Raw genomic sequence first — 14,605 nt, forward strand, 5'->3', positions numbered from 1 at the left:
TTATCGTGGAGAAAGAGGCAGTCTGACCGGTCGCAACATCGGTAGAGCTGCATTTTTTTATGATGAAACTGTCAAAGCTTCGCCATTTTGCAGATAACAGCTGCGGAAACGCTGAATTTTGAGTAGGTCAGGTTAGTATCAATGACGAAGGTATTGCCGGAAGTAACCGTTTATACTGGGCCTATGGGTGCTGGTAAAACGACGCGACTCTATGGTAAGATGGGCGAACTTACTCACCTCGGCATTCCTTATGAAGCATATAGGCCGGGAGTGGATGTTCGAGAGGTGGTCATAGCTCCTCGTGGCTATGTCGTGAGTGCAAACGAGGTTCTCACTCCAAACTGTACAGCCGTAGAAGCGCTTGGTGATATTCCGGTTGAGGAGCTTGTACTGCGCGGTATCAAGACTATTTTTCTGGAAGAATGGTTCATGTTTGGCTTTGATCATCAGCGGCGGCCAATCTCAGGTCTCTATCGTGAAATCATGGGACGGTGGGCTTTGGCTGGTATTGAGCGAGTGTATGCGGCGGGGCTTGATCAAGGCGCGAGCGGTAATCAGTTTGGCCTGGTGGTAGATGCCCGTAGATATGGCGCAAAAGTTGTCGTTTGTACGGCCAAATGTGCATATCCAGTGAATGGTGAACGCGATCCAAAATGCGGACGTGTAGCCCGCAATAGTCAAATATATGATGTACGTGATAACAGAGCATTTGACATGGAGACCTTACCTGACCTTCTGCCCGAAGGGTTGCGTCTACATGATCGATATCGTGCCGTGTGTACGGAGCACCTGCTGTTGCCCGCACAACAGACAAAGCCATTTGACCCCATGCAGCCCGAGTAGACTACCTGGAGTCGGTTCATATCTCCTGCATGTTTAAGAATATGTGTTTCTCTCTGCCTCAAATGCTCGCGGATCCTGGCTTTCTGCTGCCAATGTTGTCTGGAAATCGTTGCAGACAATCATCCAGCCAACTGCCTTCGGCCCTTGAGTATTAATGGATACTGTTGCTAAATTATTTTCTTTATGCTCAACACAAGTAATCATTTCTGTCTGATTTCAGCTTGGTAACGAATTTAGCAATAGTATTATGAACCGTACGAAAGCCCCTATTCCCCACCACCAGAAAAACTCGAGGAACGATGGCGTACACCATAGGGACATGTCCGCAACATGGCGTGTAGATGGCCTGTTTTTCTGCTCCTTTTGCCTCTATACTCGTCAATAGCGGAGGAACAAAGCACCTCCTGTTCTCCACCAATGGGTCGCTTCTCTGATAGATGTATTTTTCCAGATATGTTGAAACTCGGAGAGTCTCTTAAATGAAAGGATTTATTGATGCACAAATTATTTGCCCGGATCATACCACCTCTTGCTAGTGCGCTAGTTCTCCTGATTGGGGGCGTTGAGCCAGCACTTGCTGCTAACAGCAGTGTTACATCCTCTCAACATGCGATTATCGCATCTCATCATACACTGGCCCCATTATCAGGTACCTATCACGTCACCCCTGTACTTACTAACCATGGCAATCCAGGTTGGGCTTATTTTACAGATTATGATGGCGTCCCTTCCGCATATACTGACTCTAATGGCAATGTTCAGACATCATCTGCCGTGTGGCATATACCCTCAGGCATTGATACTCGCTCCTGCGATTTTTCTGTCTACGTTCCTACTCCTAATGGTACGGCGAACATTAGTTATGGCTTTTACAATGGGTCAACGAGGGTAGCGGTAATCAATGTAGATCAAAACCTATACCAGCCAACTGACCCGTGGGTGTATCTCACCTCGGGCCGCACAATTACCGCAGTACAATTTTCAAACAATAATGGACAAAAAGGCACAAGAATAGGTGTCGGGCAATATAATTCCCTTGAACTGGATTGTGCTGGATTACCACCGAAGACGCCCAAGTAGGGGTAGCGCTACGGAAGCTGCCACCAGCCGCAAAGTAGCGGGCGTGAGCGATATTACATGCAAAAAAGCTTGTATGTACACCAATGTAGGAACGAGCGAGGGATGTGCGTCCACTCGGACGCACATCCCCATTTAGCCACGCAAGAATGTCAAGACAGGTTCTAGGAGAATTTTACGCTCGGTAACTTCCTGCTCGTGGTCGAGATTCTCAAAGAAGCGGAGTTGAATGCCAGCCTGCTCGACCCCCAATAACAGAACAATCATTTCAAACATTTCAGGCGCAGTAGCCATTGACTCTTAATTACCTGTTCTGTATACTTCTTGCAAGACTGTAGAAAGGAGACACCGAGATATATGGGTGGCAAAACACAGAAGTAGCGATCTCGTCATACAGCAGACAACGCTTCTCTCGCCCAGAAGGGCTTGTTCCATCATGCGGAAAACGCATGCCTGAGTGTTTGCTGACGAAGAATGCCTTCTGGCCTATTTGCTGCTCATGAGTGTGTCTCTTTCCTCATATCTATCAAGCATTGAAGACGCCCTCTTCTGCCTACCACTGGTACACATACTCTTCCCGGTAGATCTGTCAGAATGCCTCACTTAGGACGCGCGCGTCTGCTTCATTCATGTATGGACAACATATCAGCACACTAGGCTATGAAGGAGGATTTTATGATTCATACTGGATTGCAGAACAAAGTTGCCATTGTTACTGGCGCAAACCACGGCATTGGAGCTGCGACGGCGAAAGCACTTGCAGCCGAAGGTGTTGCCGTGCTCATGAATTTTCTCAGGATGCCGCACTTAGATGGAGTCAAGGGCCAATCCGCCGCCGAAATAGAGATAACCACGCCCGGCCTGGCTTATTACAATCACCAACGGAGCAAATCAGCGGAGGAAGTTGTCCAGGCCATTCGTGAAAGGGGAGGTCGGGCAGAAGCCATAGAAGCTGACCTCGCCGACCCGGCCACGATTCCCTTGCTGTTTGAGCAGGCAGAGGCATTGTTGGGGCCAGTGGATATTCTTATCAACAATGCCGATTATTGCACAGCCGATACGTTCCAATCCGGGTCAACCGATCTGGCTCCTGGCGGCTACGCAATCACGGAGATCACATCGGAGACCCACGATCGGCATTTCGCAGTGAATAGCCGGGCTGTGGCTCTGCTGATCGCGGAGTTTGCTCGAAGGCGCAGAGCGCGTGGCATCCATTGGGGGCGCATTATCAGTATCACCACTGACGGAGCGCCCGGTTTCTTCCACGAAATCTCCTATGGAGCGAGCAAATATGCCCTGGAATCGTATACGCGCGCGGCAGCCGAAGAACTGGGCAGATATGGCATTACGGCCAACATTATCTCGCCGGGACCGGTACAAACAGGCTGGATTACGCCAGAACTTGAGGCACAGATCGCTGCTGAGACCCCTCTCGGACGCGCCGGACAACCCGAAGGATCTCGCTGATGTGATTGTCTTTCGTTCCTCAGCAGGCGCGCTGGGGTGACAGGACAGATGATCTCCGTGGCGGCGGACCGCAGAAATTTTAGAGAGAACTGAAGGGACATTGTTACTGCGTGGCCATCTGCGTTTCGCATGCGAAAGGACCCAGCCTAAGTAACAATGGCTAGAAGGGTCCATACGAAAGAGGGCCAAAACATCTGTGTTAGCCTTCTCGCAGTACCTCCTCTTTTATGGCAAGGATGCAATGAAGAACGGATAGTTGCGAGCCGCCGGTGAGATGCCCTCTTGTCGCTCTTCAGGAGATAACAACGTTAGACCCTGGTCTGGTGATCTCCGTGAGCGGCACGGACGAGCTGAACGAAGTTTCTAGGAGACAGCTGGAAGTGACCATTGTACTGCTGGCCTCGTCGTTTCGTGCCCGCCACGAGGCCAGAGCAGTACAAATGTAGAATAAGTCCATAAAAGACGAAAGAGAGGCCAAAGATCTGGGTGAGCCACTGCTCTTGGTCTCGCTCTTTCAGGAAGTAACAACGTTTAGACCCTGGCTGGCTGCCGAGCCAACGTTCTTTTCTCTAGAGAACGAAAGTGCAAAAATCGGGCATAAAATGGCCAGGAGCCCTTTTTTGATAAATCATGGGTATCCGCTTGCGCAATTTGATTAATGCTTGATTTCTTGCAGTACACCTAATCCCACGACAGCGCCACCAGCCACTGCAGATCAAGGCAGCCGTCACCGCGGTCCGCCCTGGCCCTTGAACGCTCTCCCCCAGATCACCTCACCCCTTACGTAATTCACACAATAGCACACTCACACCAGCCCCACCCATACACAAACCACAACCCATCATACACCCCAATACAACAGGCAAACAGAGATGGAAACTTTGAGTGCCCATGCCCACCCCACCAACTCCACATCCCAATCTCCTCACCGCAACCAACACTCCCTCCACCCACAAAAGAAGACCTCTGAGCGCTACATTTCATTAAAGCTCTTCCTTCCGGAGGTGTTTTCTTCTCACCTTACACGTCAATGCAAAGGAGACACAGGAGTTTTCCTGCAATCCACCTACGTGCCGCCAGACTGATTCTACTTCATGAGAACGCAACGGCAATAGAGATAGGGTATCGGCTAGAGTTCGCAAACAGGATCCGACTGGGCCAGTTAGCTCCGGGCTCGACCATTATACAGAGATGACAGTGCCTTTGAGGGTACCAGACAAGCAATGTGGTGGTTTTCTCTAGTGAGAGGATACGATCAGGCAAGCTGTAATAGATTTCCGTGGATCGGCATGGGGGGAGGGGGGGGGCTGTCATAAAAATGGAGGAGCCTTTTATGGTATGGTATGATTGCGAAAGAAACATGAAGTCTGACTATTATCACATAAAAGATGCCCGATTAAACAAGCGACTAAAGAGAGCATTTGGTATGGATGAGCGTGAACTAGCGACACTTGCTCGCGTAGATTTCGTGCGCGGAGAGGGGTTCCTTTTCTGCTTCGTTGCGAATTGACAGATTATGGGATAAGGAACGCGTTTCTCGGCTCACTGAAGCCGATGCGTGCGTGTTGTAGGACTATCAGTATTCGCAACGAGCAGCTTAGCGCGTGACTCAAGGAGCTAGAGCAGTTGACAAAGGAGCAATTGGAAGACGAGCAATTTGCCGATGAATACTGTCTGCGGAAAAACAAGCATGATACCATGCTTCCACGATGGCTAGCCGATGGATTTTTTTATCTTTCAACTTTTGTGCGTGGTCATACTTCTCATCCCGCTTGGGAAAAGACCATCGCTCATGAACCTAAATATTTCTCTCATGCCTATGAACGTTTGGATGATTTAGCCTCCTGGTTTTTTAGTGGTCGTTGTCCCTGGATTGATGAAGAAAAGGGATGGGCTTACAAGGGCGTATGAGATGATACATATCCCACGACTTGCGCAACGAGCTGATTGACAGGACTAAATCGTCACACCATCCCAGGTCAACACAAGAGTGCTGGAGCACTCTTCAGAAAAATTGAGCCATTGGCTCTCAGCCCAATCTCTCCGGCTGTAAAGAGCAAGCCAGGAGAAGTTTTTTTCGGTCCATGGTGGTACACTGTTTCTCGAAGCAAAAGAGAAGCAGAAGGTAGTCCACCTGAGAGGAACCAGTATGAGAACAGTCATTTCCAAAGATGGTACCTCCATCGCGTTCGATAAGTCAGGCCAGGGACCAGCGCTCATCCTGGTGATTGGTGCGATGGGGACTCGCCTGGATGAAGCAGGGCTTTCGAGAGCCCTGGCACCACATTTCACCGTGTTCGCCTACGACCGGCGTGGCCGAGGCGGCAGCGGGGACAGAGCACCTTACGCAGTTAAGCGCGAGGTCGAGGACATCGACGCCTTAATCGCCGAGGCTGGCGGATCGGCGTGCGTCTTTGGGGGTTCCTCCGGTGCGGTTCTGGCCCTGGAGGCTGCGCGCCTGCTCGGAGACAAGATCGAGAAGCTGGCGCTGTACGAACCACCGTTCATTGTCGACCAGAGCCGTCCCCCAATCCCGCAGGATTACGTCGAGCATCTCAACGCCCTGATCGCGGCAGATCGCCGGGGCAAGGCGATTGAGTACTTCCTGATCGATGCGATGCGCGTTCCTGCTGAACTCGTTGCCCAGATGCGAAATGGGCCAATGCGGCCACAGTTAGAGGCGCTGGCGCATACGCTCCCCTACGACGGCACTATCATGGGAGAGACCATGAGCGGCAATCCCGCGACCCTCAGGAAGTGGGCCTCTGTTACCGTGCCCACACTGGTCATGGTCGGAGGAGCGAGCCCGGCGTTTTTCCACCACGGAACGCAAACGCTCGTGGGCATCCTGCCCAATGCTCAGCACCGCCTCCTGGCAGGTCAGGACCACGGCCCGGCTGACGACGTCCTTGCTCCTGCGTTGAAAGCGTTCTTCCTGAGTTGAGCAGCTCCAATGGAGCCCGGCGCCAGTCGTTGCTCACTCATCCATCAAAACTCTAGGCTTGCATGCTCTCCTGTGACGCTGAGGCCAGGCGAAGGAAGGTGGCAAACCCCTCTGGAACGCCGAACAGTGTGATGGTGACCTGGCCAGTGGCTCGGCTGCGCGCATTGCGAGCCAGACGCGCTTTAACGTCACGACCAGGCATACTGAAAAAGATGCCTTTTCGCTATCAGCAACGGCCTGATGGTTCCTGGTTTTGCCCTCCAGGAGAAGCCTACGCTGCTCAGTTTGGTCTGACCTATCGGCTCTTTTCTTCAGGCGAGATTGATTGGACGTACATTCAGAATCTGCGTGAGAAACGGCCAAAAAACAGGATCGATATCCAAAATTAGAACGGAAGAACTCTCATCAAACCATGAGCCAGTAGAAGAAAATAAAAGCCCTTTTTCAAAAAACAAAAAAAGCCCTGTAGAACGCGCTACATGTAAATTTTGGAAATAAGCGGGTCTGGCTCGCTTTTGGTGATGCCGCTCGCCTGATTTTTAGGGGAGGGGAACGGTTCAGAAATTTCCATTCGTTTTACAAGAAGGATTACAAGGCATGAAGAACTCGCTGGCGTAGCAAGGGGAAGTTCGCCCTGCCGTAGCCCATCCGTTTAAGGAGCTTGAGTTTGTGAACCTTTCCCTCAACGAGTCCATTGTTCTGAGGCAAGGTGAGACCAGCTTTGACTGCTGCGTTGTCTCGCTCCACCCCAGCGACAAAACTGCGCAATTCAGGGATCTGACTCGCTTGTGCTTGAGCGAGCCAAGTATCGAGCTTCTCTCCTGTGCGCATGCGCAGCATCTTTGCAAACTGTTGGACGAGATCGTAAGCTAGGTCCACTTCTTCTGAGAGGTGGCAAAGCTCTTGGAGTTGCTCTTGCTCCTCTTCATCCAGCTCTTCAAGTCGTCGCAGGAACAGAAAAGTAGCCTGCTTTTCCAGTCCGATAAGTTCCAATCCCTCTGGCAGGGCCAGAGTAGGCTTCACCTCCATCTGTTTCGGACCTTTCTTCTTCAAGATCCCTTTTCCTCATGAAGAAGCATATGCCGATCAATGGAAGAGCTGCAAGGAAGCGAGCGGCATCACCAAAAGCGAGCCAGACCCATTAAACTGGTGGAATCTGTACAATGACGTTTGTTGACTGGCTGGTACGCAAGCGTTTGCTGGTGTCAGATCCGGTCGTGAAGGCGGTCTTAGCCGGTCATCCCCAGGATATATCATTGCGCACAGTAAGGCGCCGTTTCCTATTTGCAAACGGATTAACGTTCAAGATGATTTCGCAGATCGAGCGGGCGAAGCAGGCAACAACACTTCTGGAACAGGGTGTTTCACTTCTTGATGCAGCATATCAGGCGGGCTATGCCGATCAGTCACATATGACCAGAGCGCTCAAGCACTTCATCGGATACACACCTGCTCATATTGCTCGTCTCGGCAGCAAAGGGGAGTTGGGTTAGCTGTCCATTTTGTTCAAGACAGAGCCTTTTGATGAGCTGTATACTCCTCCCAGTGACCATTGTTTGCGCATCTCAAGCCTCTTTCGAGGGAAGACTTGCGCACAAATGATCAATCAAAAACAGAGGAGAATTGAGCTATGCAAACAAGCAAAGTGTTTTTCGACATGGTGATGTCTCTGGACGGCTTCACCGCTCCAGAAGGGATGGATCCTGCCCATATGAACGACCCGGAATACAAGCAGTGGTCGAAAAAATGGATGGGACTCATGCATTATGTGTTTCAGCAGGAATTCTTTCGCGAGAATCTCAAAATTGGCGAAGGTGGCGAGACAGGTCGAGAGAACAGCATGCAGGAAAAAACCTTTCAACGTACCAGCGTGAGCATTATGGGAAAGATTATGTTCAGTTGCGGCGAGCCTTCCTGGCCTGAGGAGGCTCCCTTCCATACTCCCGTCTTTGTCCTGACCAAAGAAGTACGCCAACCGTGGGTGCGCCCCGGTGGCACGACATTCTACTTTGTCAACGACGGTACAGAGAGTGCGCTTCGTCAAGCGCGAGAGGTTGCTGGCAATGGAAATATCAGAATAGCGGGAGGAGCCAACGTGGTCCAGCAATATCTCAATGCAGGGTTGATTGACGAGTTCACGATCCACTATGTACCGGTCCTTTTTGGTCAAGGCACCCCGCTCTTTGCGAACATGAACCCCGATATCAAGGTGAAGATCAGGGAAACGGTCTCGTCTTCTCAAAACGTTCTTCATGTCACATACGATGTTGAGAAGTAGGAACAGAAAGAACCATGTCGCGATAACGTCGTTGGCCGTGACACATGCGGGCAAGCAACGAGCTGGTACACCGCCGAAGTTCCCCTCTAGCTCGTTGCACCCCCCTGGGTCTCACTTTCCCAACGGTTTTGACACTCAGCAGTTTCTTGAGAGAAAGAAACTGCTGAGTGTTGGACAGGAAAATTCAAAGAAAAGAGATATTACTGACCCTTGCACAAGTTACTAAACCAAGTGGCCTTTCGTGTGATGCCTTGTCGCCGACTTTCTTCCATTTGACGTTTGGACAAAGTACCATTTCACCATGGCAACTCGCCAGATGCCTACCCCAACAGTATCCGTCGGGCGTTCCGCGAGAAAGTCAAACCATCAGACAAACGCGGACGCTGCCGCTTGCAGGAGTGGCCAGAGATCGTGATTGGCACAGTCGTCAAGAAAACAGCGAAACATCAGGTGGTCAAGGTCATTCGACATATGGCCCCAGGCACCATTGAGCAGGCAGAGGAACTCCTGGCTCTCCCGGCGGGAGGCATCCAACCCAATACGGTGTTTATTGAGCGCTTCAATGGGATGATGTGAGAGCGTCTCACCAGTCTAACCCGTCGCTCTCGCCACGCGAATCGTCACCTTGCGGCACTCAAAGCGGGCAATGTGGCTGGTTGGCTGTACCTACAATTTCTGTTGGCCACCTGGACTGCTTCGCTGATATGCTAAAGGAAGATCCGTTGTCTGCTTTCATTCAAGGAGATTATGATGCCCGCTTTGTCAACCATTACACTCTTTCTCCTAGCAGCGGTAGGGTTGCTCCTCATTCCTGGTCCTTCCGTCTTGTATATTCTCACCCGCAGTGCGGCTCAGGGAAGGCGAGCAGGACTGGCCTCAGTCGGAGGAATTGAGCTAGCGAGCCTCACGCATGCAGTGGCAGCGACGCTTGGGCTCTCAGCACTGCTGCTGACCTCAGCCCTCGCCTTTAGCATTGTGAAATACCTGGGTGCTGCCTACCTGATCTACCTTGGCCTGCGTACGCTGCTTTCGCGGCACGAGAGTTCCCAAACACCAGTACCAGCGCCCCAGAGCTTCTCCCGGTTGTTTGGTCAAGGATTTCTGGTGCAATTACTCAATCCCAAGACGGCCCTCTTCTTTTACGCTTTCCTCCCCCAGTTTGTCGATCCCGCCAGAGGAGCAGTGACTGGACAGATTCTCGTCTTTGGCGTGTTGTTCGTACTGCTGGCCTTCTGTACAGATAGTCTCTACGCTCTCCTTGGATCGACCGTGGGAAAGGTGCTCACCAGGAATGTGCGCTTCCGACAAGCCCAACGGTATGTGACAGGAGGGGTGTATATCGTGCTTGGCTTGACCGCAGCAGTCACCGGCTCAGAGAAAAAGTAAGCAAGGAGAGACTGAAGCCGAACTGATGGCATTGAGCAGCGTCCTGTCCAGGAGCATGCGCCTGGGCAGAACGTCAAAATGGGGAGACAAATGGATCAGGCTTGTACCGGATCATCCTGTTGCAAGCGATGGCGATAGCGGTACGAGTCGCCGACGAATTCAAGAATTCTCCCCTTGTGAGTGAGCCGATCGAGAAAGGCTGTAGTCATGCGGTCATCGGCAAAAATGGCATTCCAATCACTAAAGCGAAGATTGCTGGTCACGACGATGGAAACTTGTTCATAGAGATCGCTGATGAGTTGAAAGAGGAGCTGGGCCGCAGCCTTGTCTACGGCCAGAAAACCAAGCTCATCGATGACTAACAAATCCATCCTGCCAAAACGAGAGAGAAAGCCCGAAAGGGTCAATTTCTTCTGAGCCATTTGCAGGTCATTCATTAAGGCGGCCGCTTTGTAGAAACGAATGTGTTTGCCTTGTCGGCAAGCCGCGAGAGCGAGGCCAATTGCGAGATGCGTTTTCCCCAATCCCGGATTTCCGACGAGGATGAGGTTTTCCGCACGACTCATGTATCCCCCCCTGGGCCAGTTCAAGGATGGCGGTTTTGGGAATATTTTCCACGGCGGTAAAATCGTAATCGGCGAGTTCTTTGATGAAAGGAAACCTCGCGCGCCGGATAGCTGATTCAATGCGTTTGGCATCGCGATCCGCCACTTCTGCCTCACACAAACCCAGCAAAAATTGCTCCGGCGAGAGGCCATTGCGTGCCGCATCTCGCGCATAGGCTTGATACAACTGAAGAAATGCCGGAAGATTGAGGGTGCGTAGATGGGATTCCAGGAGCGCCTGGTGATCCTGATTTTGTCCAGAGGGCTGCATAGCGGACCATTCCTTTCTTCTTCTACCAACGGAGTTTCAACAATTTTTCATAACGTGACAAATCAACTGGCTGGTTGCCAATGGCATCTAAATCGGGGCGAGAAGTCAGATCCAAGGGCTTGGGTTCCTCTGGCTCTGATGGCAACGCCTCCTTCGCCAATTCATGCAGACAATACAACACGCCATCCAGATGGACGCAGCCGTAGGAGATGGCGCGTTCAATTGCTTGTTCCATTTGGATAGCGGGAAACCGCTCGTGAAGCATCAACACCCTGACAAATTCTTGTACCCCTTTGCCATCTGGCCAGCTCTCACGCAGCAAACGTAACATCTGGTGATAGCACGTCGGCCAGTCTTTGCGCCAGCGCTTCAGGGGTTTCACGTAATCGAACGACGCTGGCTTAGTTTCAATCAAGGGCAGGTAGTGAAGAGGATCAAACACATCCTGTTCCCGCTCATAACAGCGAGGATGGCTCGCGAGCAAAAGCGACTCATCAAAAATCTCGATCGTAAAAGGGTACGCTTTCAACGTCACCGTTCGGCGCGCATGTTTGACCGGGACTGAATATCGGTTTGTCTCGTACTGTGCTTGAGAATACGGGTTGAGCCGAACGGTCACCATATCACAACACTCGTAGTCTGAGGGAGGCAGAGGCAAAATGTAGAGTTCAAAAACGGCAGTATCTGCAGAGCCTTCAAGAAGGAACGCCTCTCCCATTCCCAGAAGCGAGAGCGAAGCCAGAAGCGTGATATTGGCTCGTCTATTACGTGGAACTGCACCATACACTCGTTTCCCTTTCGGCGATCGAGCATATAAGCGGGTTAAGGCAATGTTGGAGCCGCTGAGTGTCGCTAATGAGAGAGCAAATATCGTCACGATTTCCGCTCGTGGTCGTTTTTGATCCACTGCGCGAAGCACGCGCTGTCTCAGATCATATGAGTAAGCTTTTATGTTTTTATTATGGCATAAAAGCTCAATCTTTGTGAAGGCCGCTGTAGCAAGAGAATCTCAGGTATGCTCGCCGATTGCTGCTTACTTTTCCTTGAGCATGGCCCACACTCCGGGTAGCGCCAGTTGCTGAAAAATGCTATCCATCTGCTCTGGTGGATAGGGCATATCAGCCGTGACCCACCACTTGAACAGTGTGAGAAAGGCCCCGGCCAGGTACTCGGAGACCACTGGCAGAGGAATCGGCGGAGAGCGTCTTTCTGTGCAAAGGGTGCTGAGCGTCGGTTCAATCATGCGGCAAAGCGCCGCCTGTAACGCGTCCAATAAGGGTTTGCCCGCGCTACTACATATCAGTGCCCGCAGCTGCTGATTCGCAGAAGCATACGCATGCACAAAGAGTTCCAGACTAGGGATGATCCGTTGTCCCTGCGCGGCCTGGGCGATGTGACCAGTGAGCATCGCCAACTCCTGCTCTACAATATGGTTGAGCACATCCTCTTTATCGAAATAATGGGCATAAAAGGTCGTGCGACCAATCCCCGCCCGATCCAGAATATCCTGGACCAGAATCTTCTCATAGGATTTTTCTGTCATAATTTCCGCAAAGGCAGCACTTACCAGGCGCTGAGTGCGTTGGGAACGTCGATCTCTTTTCTGCTGTTTCACGGATGTCACCTCTTTTTTTTGTGAACAATCAGGGGCATTTGTTCGGTAGAGAACGGTTCTCCTGATGTGTGCTTGGCTCCGAGGGCTCTTCCTTGTATTCTCCTCTCTAGAGAATACCACATTCGGTAGCAAACACGCTGTTCTTCAAAATGAACAGAGAAAGAAAAGAGATGTATGAAAGACAACTCCTCCACACTTGATGTGGAACTCTTCGAGCGCTGGGGATCGACGTACGAACGTTCCTGGATGCAGCAACGCCTGTTTGATCCGGTCCACACTGCCGTCTTACAGCAAGCAGCCAGCCACTTCCAACCGGCGAATGTGCTGGATATCGGCTGTGGGAGCGGGATGCTCTTGCGGAAAGTCCATGCCTATTGGCCGGAGACACACCTTTTGGGGGTCGATCCGGCGCAAAAAATGCTAGAAGTCGCGCGCAAACTTACCCCGGAGGCTCACTTCTACCGGGGTTCTGGTGAGGCATTGCCCCTGGAGGATGCCTCGGTCGATCTCGCGCTCTCGACCATCTCGTTTCATCACTGGCGCGATCAGGCCGCCGGTGTGCGTGAGGTCGCCCGCGTGTTGCGACCCGGAGGCTCCTTTCTGCTCGCCGATTTCACTGCCCCAGCCTGGCTTACATGGCTGTATCCACGTGTGCACAGTACGGCGCAGATGCGCGCGCTTTTTGAACAGGCGGGTCTGGAGGTACAGGCCCAGCCAGGTCCTGTTGCGCGCTTTGTGCGCATTACCATCGGCACACGCGCCAGCAAATGATTGATGCCGAAACATCGGTAAGGAGGAAAGAGATAATGAAAACCGAAAGTTTGTCCAGTGAGCGGCTGTTACACCTGGGTAGGATCATGGAGGGCTATGTGGAGCGCGGCGAGGTGCCTGGCATTGTCATGGGCGTTTGCCGACGTGGCGAGATCCATCTCGATGTCGTGGGCAACACGTCGCTCGGTGGTTCTGAGCCGATGCGGCGCGATACGATCTTCCGCATTAGTTCAATGAGCAAGCCCATCACAGCGGCAGCGACGATGACGCTGGTAGAAGAAGGCAAAGTGCACCTGGACGATGCGGTGGAGAAGTGGCTGCCGGAACTGGCTAACCGCAAGGTGCTGGGGCGCATCGACGCGCCGCTTGACGAGACGGTGCCCGCGCAGCGTCCAATCACGGTGCGCGACCTGCTCACCTTTACGCTGGGCTTTGGACTCCTGTTGGCGCCAACAGGGGAATATCCAATCCTGAAGGCCGCCAACGAGTCGCAGATCGGGATGAGGCCAGCCGCCAGCCCCCAGGCAATGCCCGATCCCGATGAGTGGCTTCGCCGTCTGGGCACGCTCCCACTTATGTACCAACCTGGGGAGCGGTGGCTCTACGGGATAGGGTCCAACGTGTTGGGGGTGCTGATCGCGCGCGTCTCCGGTCAGCCCCTGGAGACGTTCCTGCGCGAACGGCTCTTCGAGCCACTTGGTATGAAAGACACCGGCTTCAGTGTTCCGGCTGACAAACGAGATCGACTGGCAAGCAGCTACATCCCCAACCCGGCCAGCGGGGCTCTCGAACTCTTTGATAGCGTCCAGGAGAGCCAGTGGGGCCATCCACCCGCTTTCCCGTCCGGGGCCAGCGGGCTGGTCTCGACGCTTGACGACTACCTGGCCTTCGCTCAGATGATGCTCTCAGAAGGCAGGCATGGCAGCGAACGCATCCTGTCGCGGCTCTCGATTGAGGCTATGATTACTGACCAGTTGACGCCTGCCCAGAAAGCGGTGTCGAGCCCTCCGCTTCCTGACTTCTTCGAGACGCATGGCTGGGGCTTCGGGGTTTCTGTGGAGACCCGGCGAGACGATCTTGCCTCGGTTCCAGGCCGCTATGGCTGGGATGGTAGCCTGGGCACCTCCTGGTTTTGTGACCCCAAAGAGGATTTGATAGGCATTATACTCACCCAGCGCGCCATGGCCCTCGACATCTCTCGCGATTTCAGCACTCTGGCTTACCAGGCCATCGCTGATTGAATGGGAGGAAGCGGTCAGCACACGCTGGCCTTCTTCGGTATCTTCAAATGGGAACAGCGTAGGTACGAGACTTTCTAGAGAATGGTTCTATGGTCTTACTGCAAAGG

The 14,605-nt window shown here is 52.5% G+C and carries 17 protein-coding genes and 1 pseudogene; 12 read left to right on the forward strand and 6 right to left on the reverse strand.

From position 1 onward, the window contains the following. The first annotated feature begins 141 nt into the window (after positions 1–141). Both KDW_RS19620 and KDW_RS19625 read left to right on the forward strand, forming a co-directional pair. The gene (locus KDW_RS19620) at positions 142–843 is read left to right on the forward strand and encodes a hypothetical protein (RefSeq protein ID WP_151757666.1); all 702 of its coding nucleotides are present in this window, start codon (positions 142–144) and stop codon (positions 841–843) included. A 495-nt stretch (positions 844–1,338) separates the two neighbouring features. Continuing rightward, positions 1,339–1,923, forward strand: coding sequence for a hypothetical protein (locus KDW_RS19625; RefSeq protein WP_151757667.1), 585 nt, complete (start codon positions 1,339–1,341; stop codon positions 1,921–1,923). Between the two features lie 132 nt (positions 1,924–2,055). On the opposite strand, the gene KDW_RS31880 is transcribed toward KDW_RS19625, so the two are convergent. After that, positions 2,056–2,214, reverse strand: coding sequence for a hypothetical protein (locus tag KDW_RS31880; RefSeq protein ID WP_162005416.1), 159 nt, complete (start codon positions 2,212–2,214; stop codon positions 2,056–2,058). 381 nt (positions 2,215–2,595) lie between these two features. Between KDW_RS31880 and KDW_RS19630 the strand changes: the two genes are divergently transcribed. The 4 genes from KDW_RS19630 to KDW_RS31885 all read left to right on the forward strand — a co-directional run bounded on the left by KDW_RS19630 (position 2,596) and on the right by KDW_RS31885 (position 6,720). Beyond that, positions 2,596–3,387, forward strand: coding sequence for an SDR family NAD(P)-dependent oxidoreductase (locus KDW_RS19630; RefSeq protein WP_151757668.1), 792 nt, complete (start codon positions 2,596–2,598; stop codon positions 3,385–3,387). Between the two features lie 1,626 nt (positions 3,388–5,013). Further along, positions 5,014–5,298: a hypothetical protein gene (locus tag KDW_RS19635; RefSeq protein WP_151757669.1), complete on the forward strand. Its 285-nt coding sequence runs from the start codon at positions 5,014–5,016 to the stop codon at positions 5,296–5,298. A gap of 238 nt (positions 5,299–5,536) precedes the next feature. Then, positions 5,537–6,331, forward strand: a complete 795-nt coding sequence (locus KDW_RS19640) for an alpha/beta fold hydrolase (protein ID WP_151757670.1) — start codon at positions 5,537–5,539, stop codon at positions 6,329–6,331. 98 nt (positions 6,332–6,429) lie between these two features. Then, positions 6,430–6,720, forward strand: a complete 291-nt coding sequence (locus KDW_RS31885) for a hypothetical protein (protein WP_162005417.1) — start codon at positions 6,430–6,432, stop codon at positions 6,718–6,720. A 199-nt stretch (positions 6,721–6,919) separates the two neighbouring features. Here KDW_RS31885 and KDW_RS19645 read toward each other — a convergent pair. Beyond that, positions 6,920–7,309: pseudogene (locus tag KDW_RS19645) on the reverse strand (transposase); the annotation flags it as partial. Between the two features lie 185 nt (positions 7,310–7,494). Here KDW_RS19645 and KDW_RS19650 point away from each other — a divergent pair. The 4 genes from KDW_RS19650 (at position 7,495) to KDW_RS19665 (ending at position 9,995) form a co-directional block, all read left to right on the forward strand. Beyond that, positions 7,495–7,824 (forward strand): helix-turn-helix domain-containing protein, encoded by a 330-nt coding sequence (locus tag KDW_RS19650; protein WP_151757671.1) that lies wholly within the window; start codon positions 7,495–7,497, stop codon positions 7,822–7,824. A gap of 137 nt (positions 7,825–7,961) precedes the next feature. Next, positions 7,962–8,609 (forward strand): dihydrofolate reductase family protein, encoded by a 648-nt coding sequence (locus KDW_RS19655; RefSeq protein ID WP_151757672.1) that lies wholly within the window; start codon positions 7,962–7,964, stop codon positions 8,607–8,609. 279 nt (positions 8,610–8,888) lie between these two features. Next, on the forward strand, positions 8,889–9,185 hold the full coding sequence (locus KDW_RS19660; protein WP_151757673.1) for a hypothetical protein: 297 nt from the start codon (positions 8,889–8,891) through the stop codon (positions 9,183–9,185). A gap of 171 nt (positions 9,186–9,356) precedes the next feature. Further along, positions 9,357–9,995 carry a LysE family translocator gene (locus KDW_RS19665; RefSeq protein WP_198925372.1) on the forward strand — a complete coding sequence of 213 codons (639 nt, stop codon included), beginning with the start codon at positions 9,357–9,359 and terminating at the stop codon, positions 9,993–9,995. Between the two features lie 95 nt (positions 9,996–10,090). Here the strand turns inward: KDW_RS19665 and KDW_RS35075 are convergent, their stop codons facing one another. The 4 genes from KDW_RS35075 to KDW_RS19680 form a co-directional block, all read right to left on the reverse strand. Continuing rightward, the gene (locus tag KDW_RS35075; RefSeq protein WP_371876262.1) at positions 10,091–10,540 is read right to left on the reverse strand and encodes an ATP-binding protein; all 450 of its coding nucleotides are present in this window, start codon (positions 10,538–10,540) and stop codon (positions 10,091–10,093) included. Further along, positions 10,425–10,871, reverse strand: a complete 447-nt coding sequence (locus tag KDW_RS35080; RefSeq protein ID WP_269822484.1) for an ATP-binding protein — start codon at positions 10,869–10,871, stop codon at positions 10,425–10,427. Before KDW_RS35080 ends, KDW_RS35075 begins: the two co-directional genes overlap by 116 nt. Positions 10,872–10,893: 22 nt before the next feature. Then, positions 10,894–11,748, reverse strand: a complete 855-nt coding sequence (locus tag KDW_RS19675) for a Mu transposase domain-containing protein (RefSeq protein ID WP_162005418.1) — start codon at positions 11,746–11,748, stop codon at positions 10,894–10,896. Between the two features lie 156 nt (positions 11,749–11,904). Continuing rightward, positions 11,905–12,486: a TetR/AcrR family transcriptional regulator gene (locus KDW_RS19680; protein ID WP_151757675.1), complete on the reverse strand. Its 582-nt coding sequence runs from the start codon at positions 12,484–12,486 to the stop codon at positions 11,905–11,907. Between the two features lie 174 nt (positions 12,487–12,660). Between KDW_RS19680 and KDW_RS19685 the strand changes: the two genes are divergently transcribed. Next, complete coding sequence (locus tag KDW_RS19685; RefSeq protein WP_151757676.1) at positions 12,661–13,257, forward strand: class I SAM-dependent methyltransferase; 597 nt, start codon at positions 12,661–12,663, stop codon at positions 13,255–13,257. Positions 13,258–13,385: 128 nt separating this feature from the next. Continuing rightward, a complete protein-coding gene (locus tag KDW_RS19690; RefSeq protein ID WP_233097872.1) occupies positions 13,386–14,498 on the forward strand; it encodes a serine hydrolase domain-containing protein in 1,113 nt (370 codons plus the stop codon). The last annotated feature ends 107 nt before the right edge of the window (positions 14,499–14,605 follow it).

It is taken from the genome of Dictyobacter vulcani, assembly GCF_008974265.1.
GTDB classification, from domain to species: Bacteria; Chloroflexota; Ktedonobacteria; order Ktedonobacterales; family Ktedonobacteraceae; genus Dictyobacter; species Dictyobacter vulcani.

Coding starts and splice junctions, on each gene's coding strand:
- KDW_RS19655 (WP_151757672.1), top strand. CDS start 7,962: ATGCAAACAAGCAAAGTGTTTTTCGACATGGTGATGTCTCTGGACGGC.
- KDW_RS35080 (WP_269822484.1), bottom strand. CDS start 10,871: ATGCAGCCCTCTGGACAAAATCAGGATCACCAGGCGCTCCTGGAATCC.
- KDW_RS19690 (WP_233097872.1), top strand. CDS start 13,386: ATGGGCGTTTGCCGACGTGGCGAGATCCATCTCGATGTCGTGGGCAAC.
- KDW_RS19625 (WP_151757667.1), top strand. CDS start 1,339: ATGCACAAATTATTTGCCCGGATCATACCACCTCTTGCTAGTGCGCTA.
- KDW_RS19640 (WP_151757670.1), top strand. CDS start 5,537: ATGAGAACAGTCATTTCCAAAGATGGTACCTCCATCGCGTTCGATAAG.
- KDW_RS19665 (WP_198925372.1), top strand. CDS start 9,357: ATGATGCCCGCTTTGTCAACCATTACACTCTTTCTCCTAGCAGCGGTA.
- KDW_RS19685 (WP_151757676.1), top strand. CDS start 12,661: ATGAAAGACAACTCCTCCACACTTGATGTGGAACTCTTCGAGCGCTGG.
- KDW_RS19650 (WP_151757671.1), top strand. CDS start 7,495: ATGACGTTTGTTGACTGGCTGGTACGCAAGCGTTTGCTGGTGTCAGAT.
- KDW_RS19620 (WP_151757666.1), top strand. CDS start 142: ATGACGAAGGTATTGCCGGAAGTAACCGTTTATACTGGGCCTATGGGT.
- KDW_RS19630 (WP_151757668.1), top strand. CDS start 2,596: ATGATTCATACTGGATTGCAGAACAAAGTTGCCATTGTTACTGGCGCA.
- KDW_RS31880 (WP_162005416.1), bottom strand. CDS start 2,214: ATGGCTACTGCGCCTGAAATGTTTGAAATGATTGTTCTGTTATTGGGG.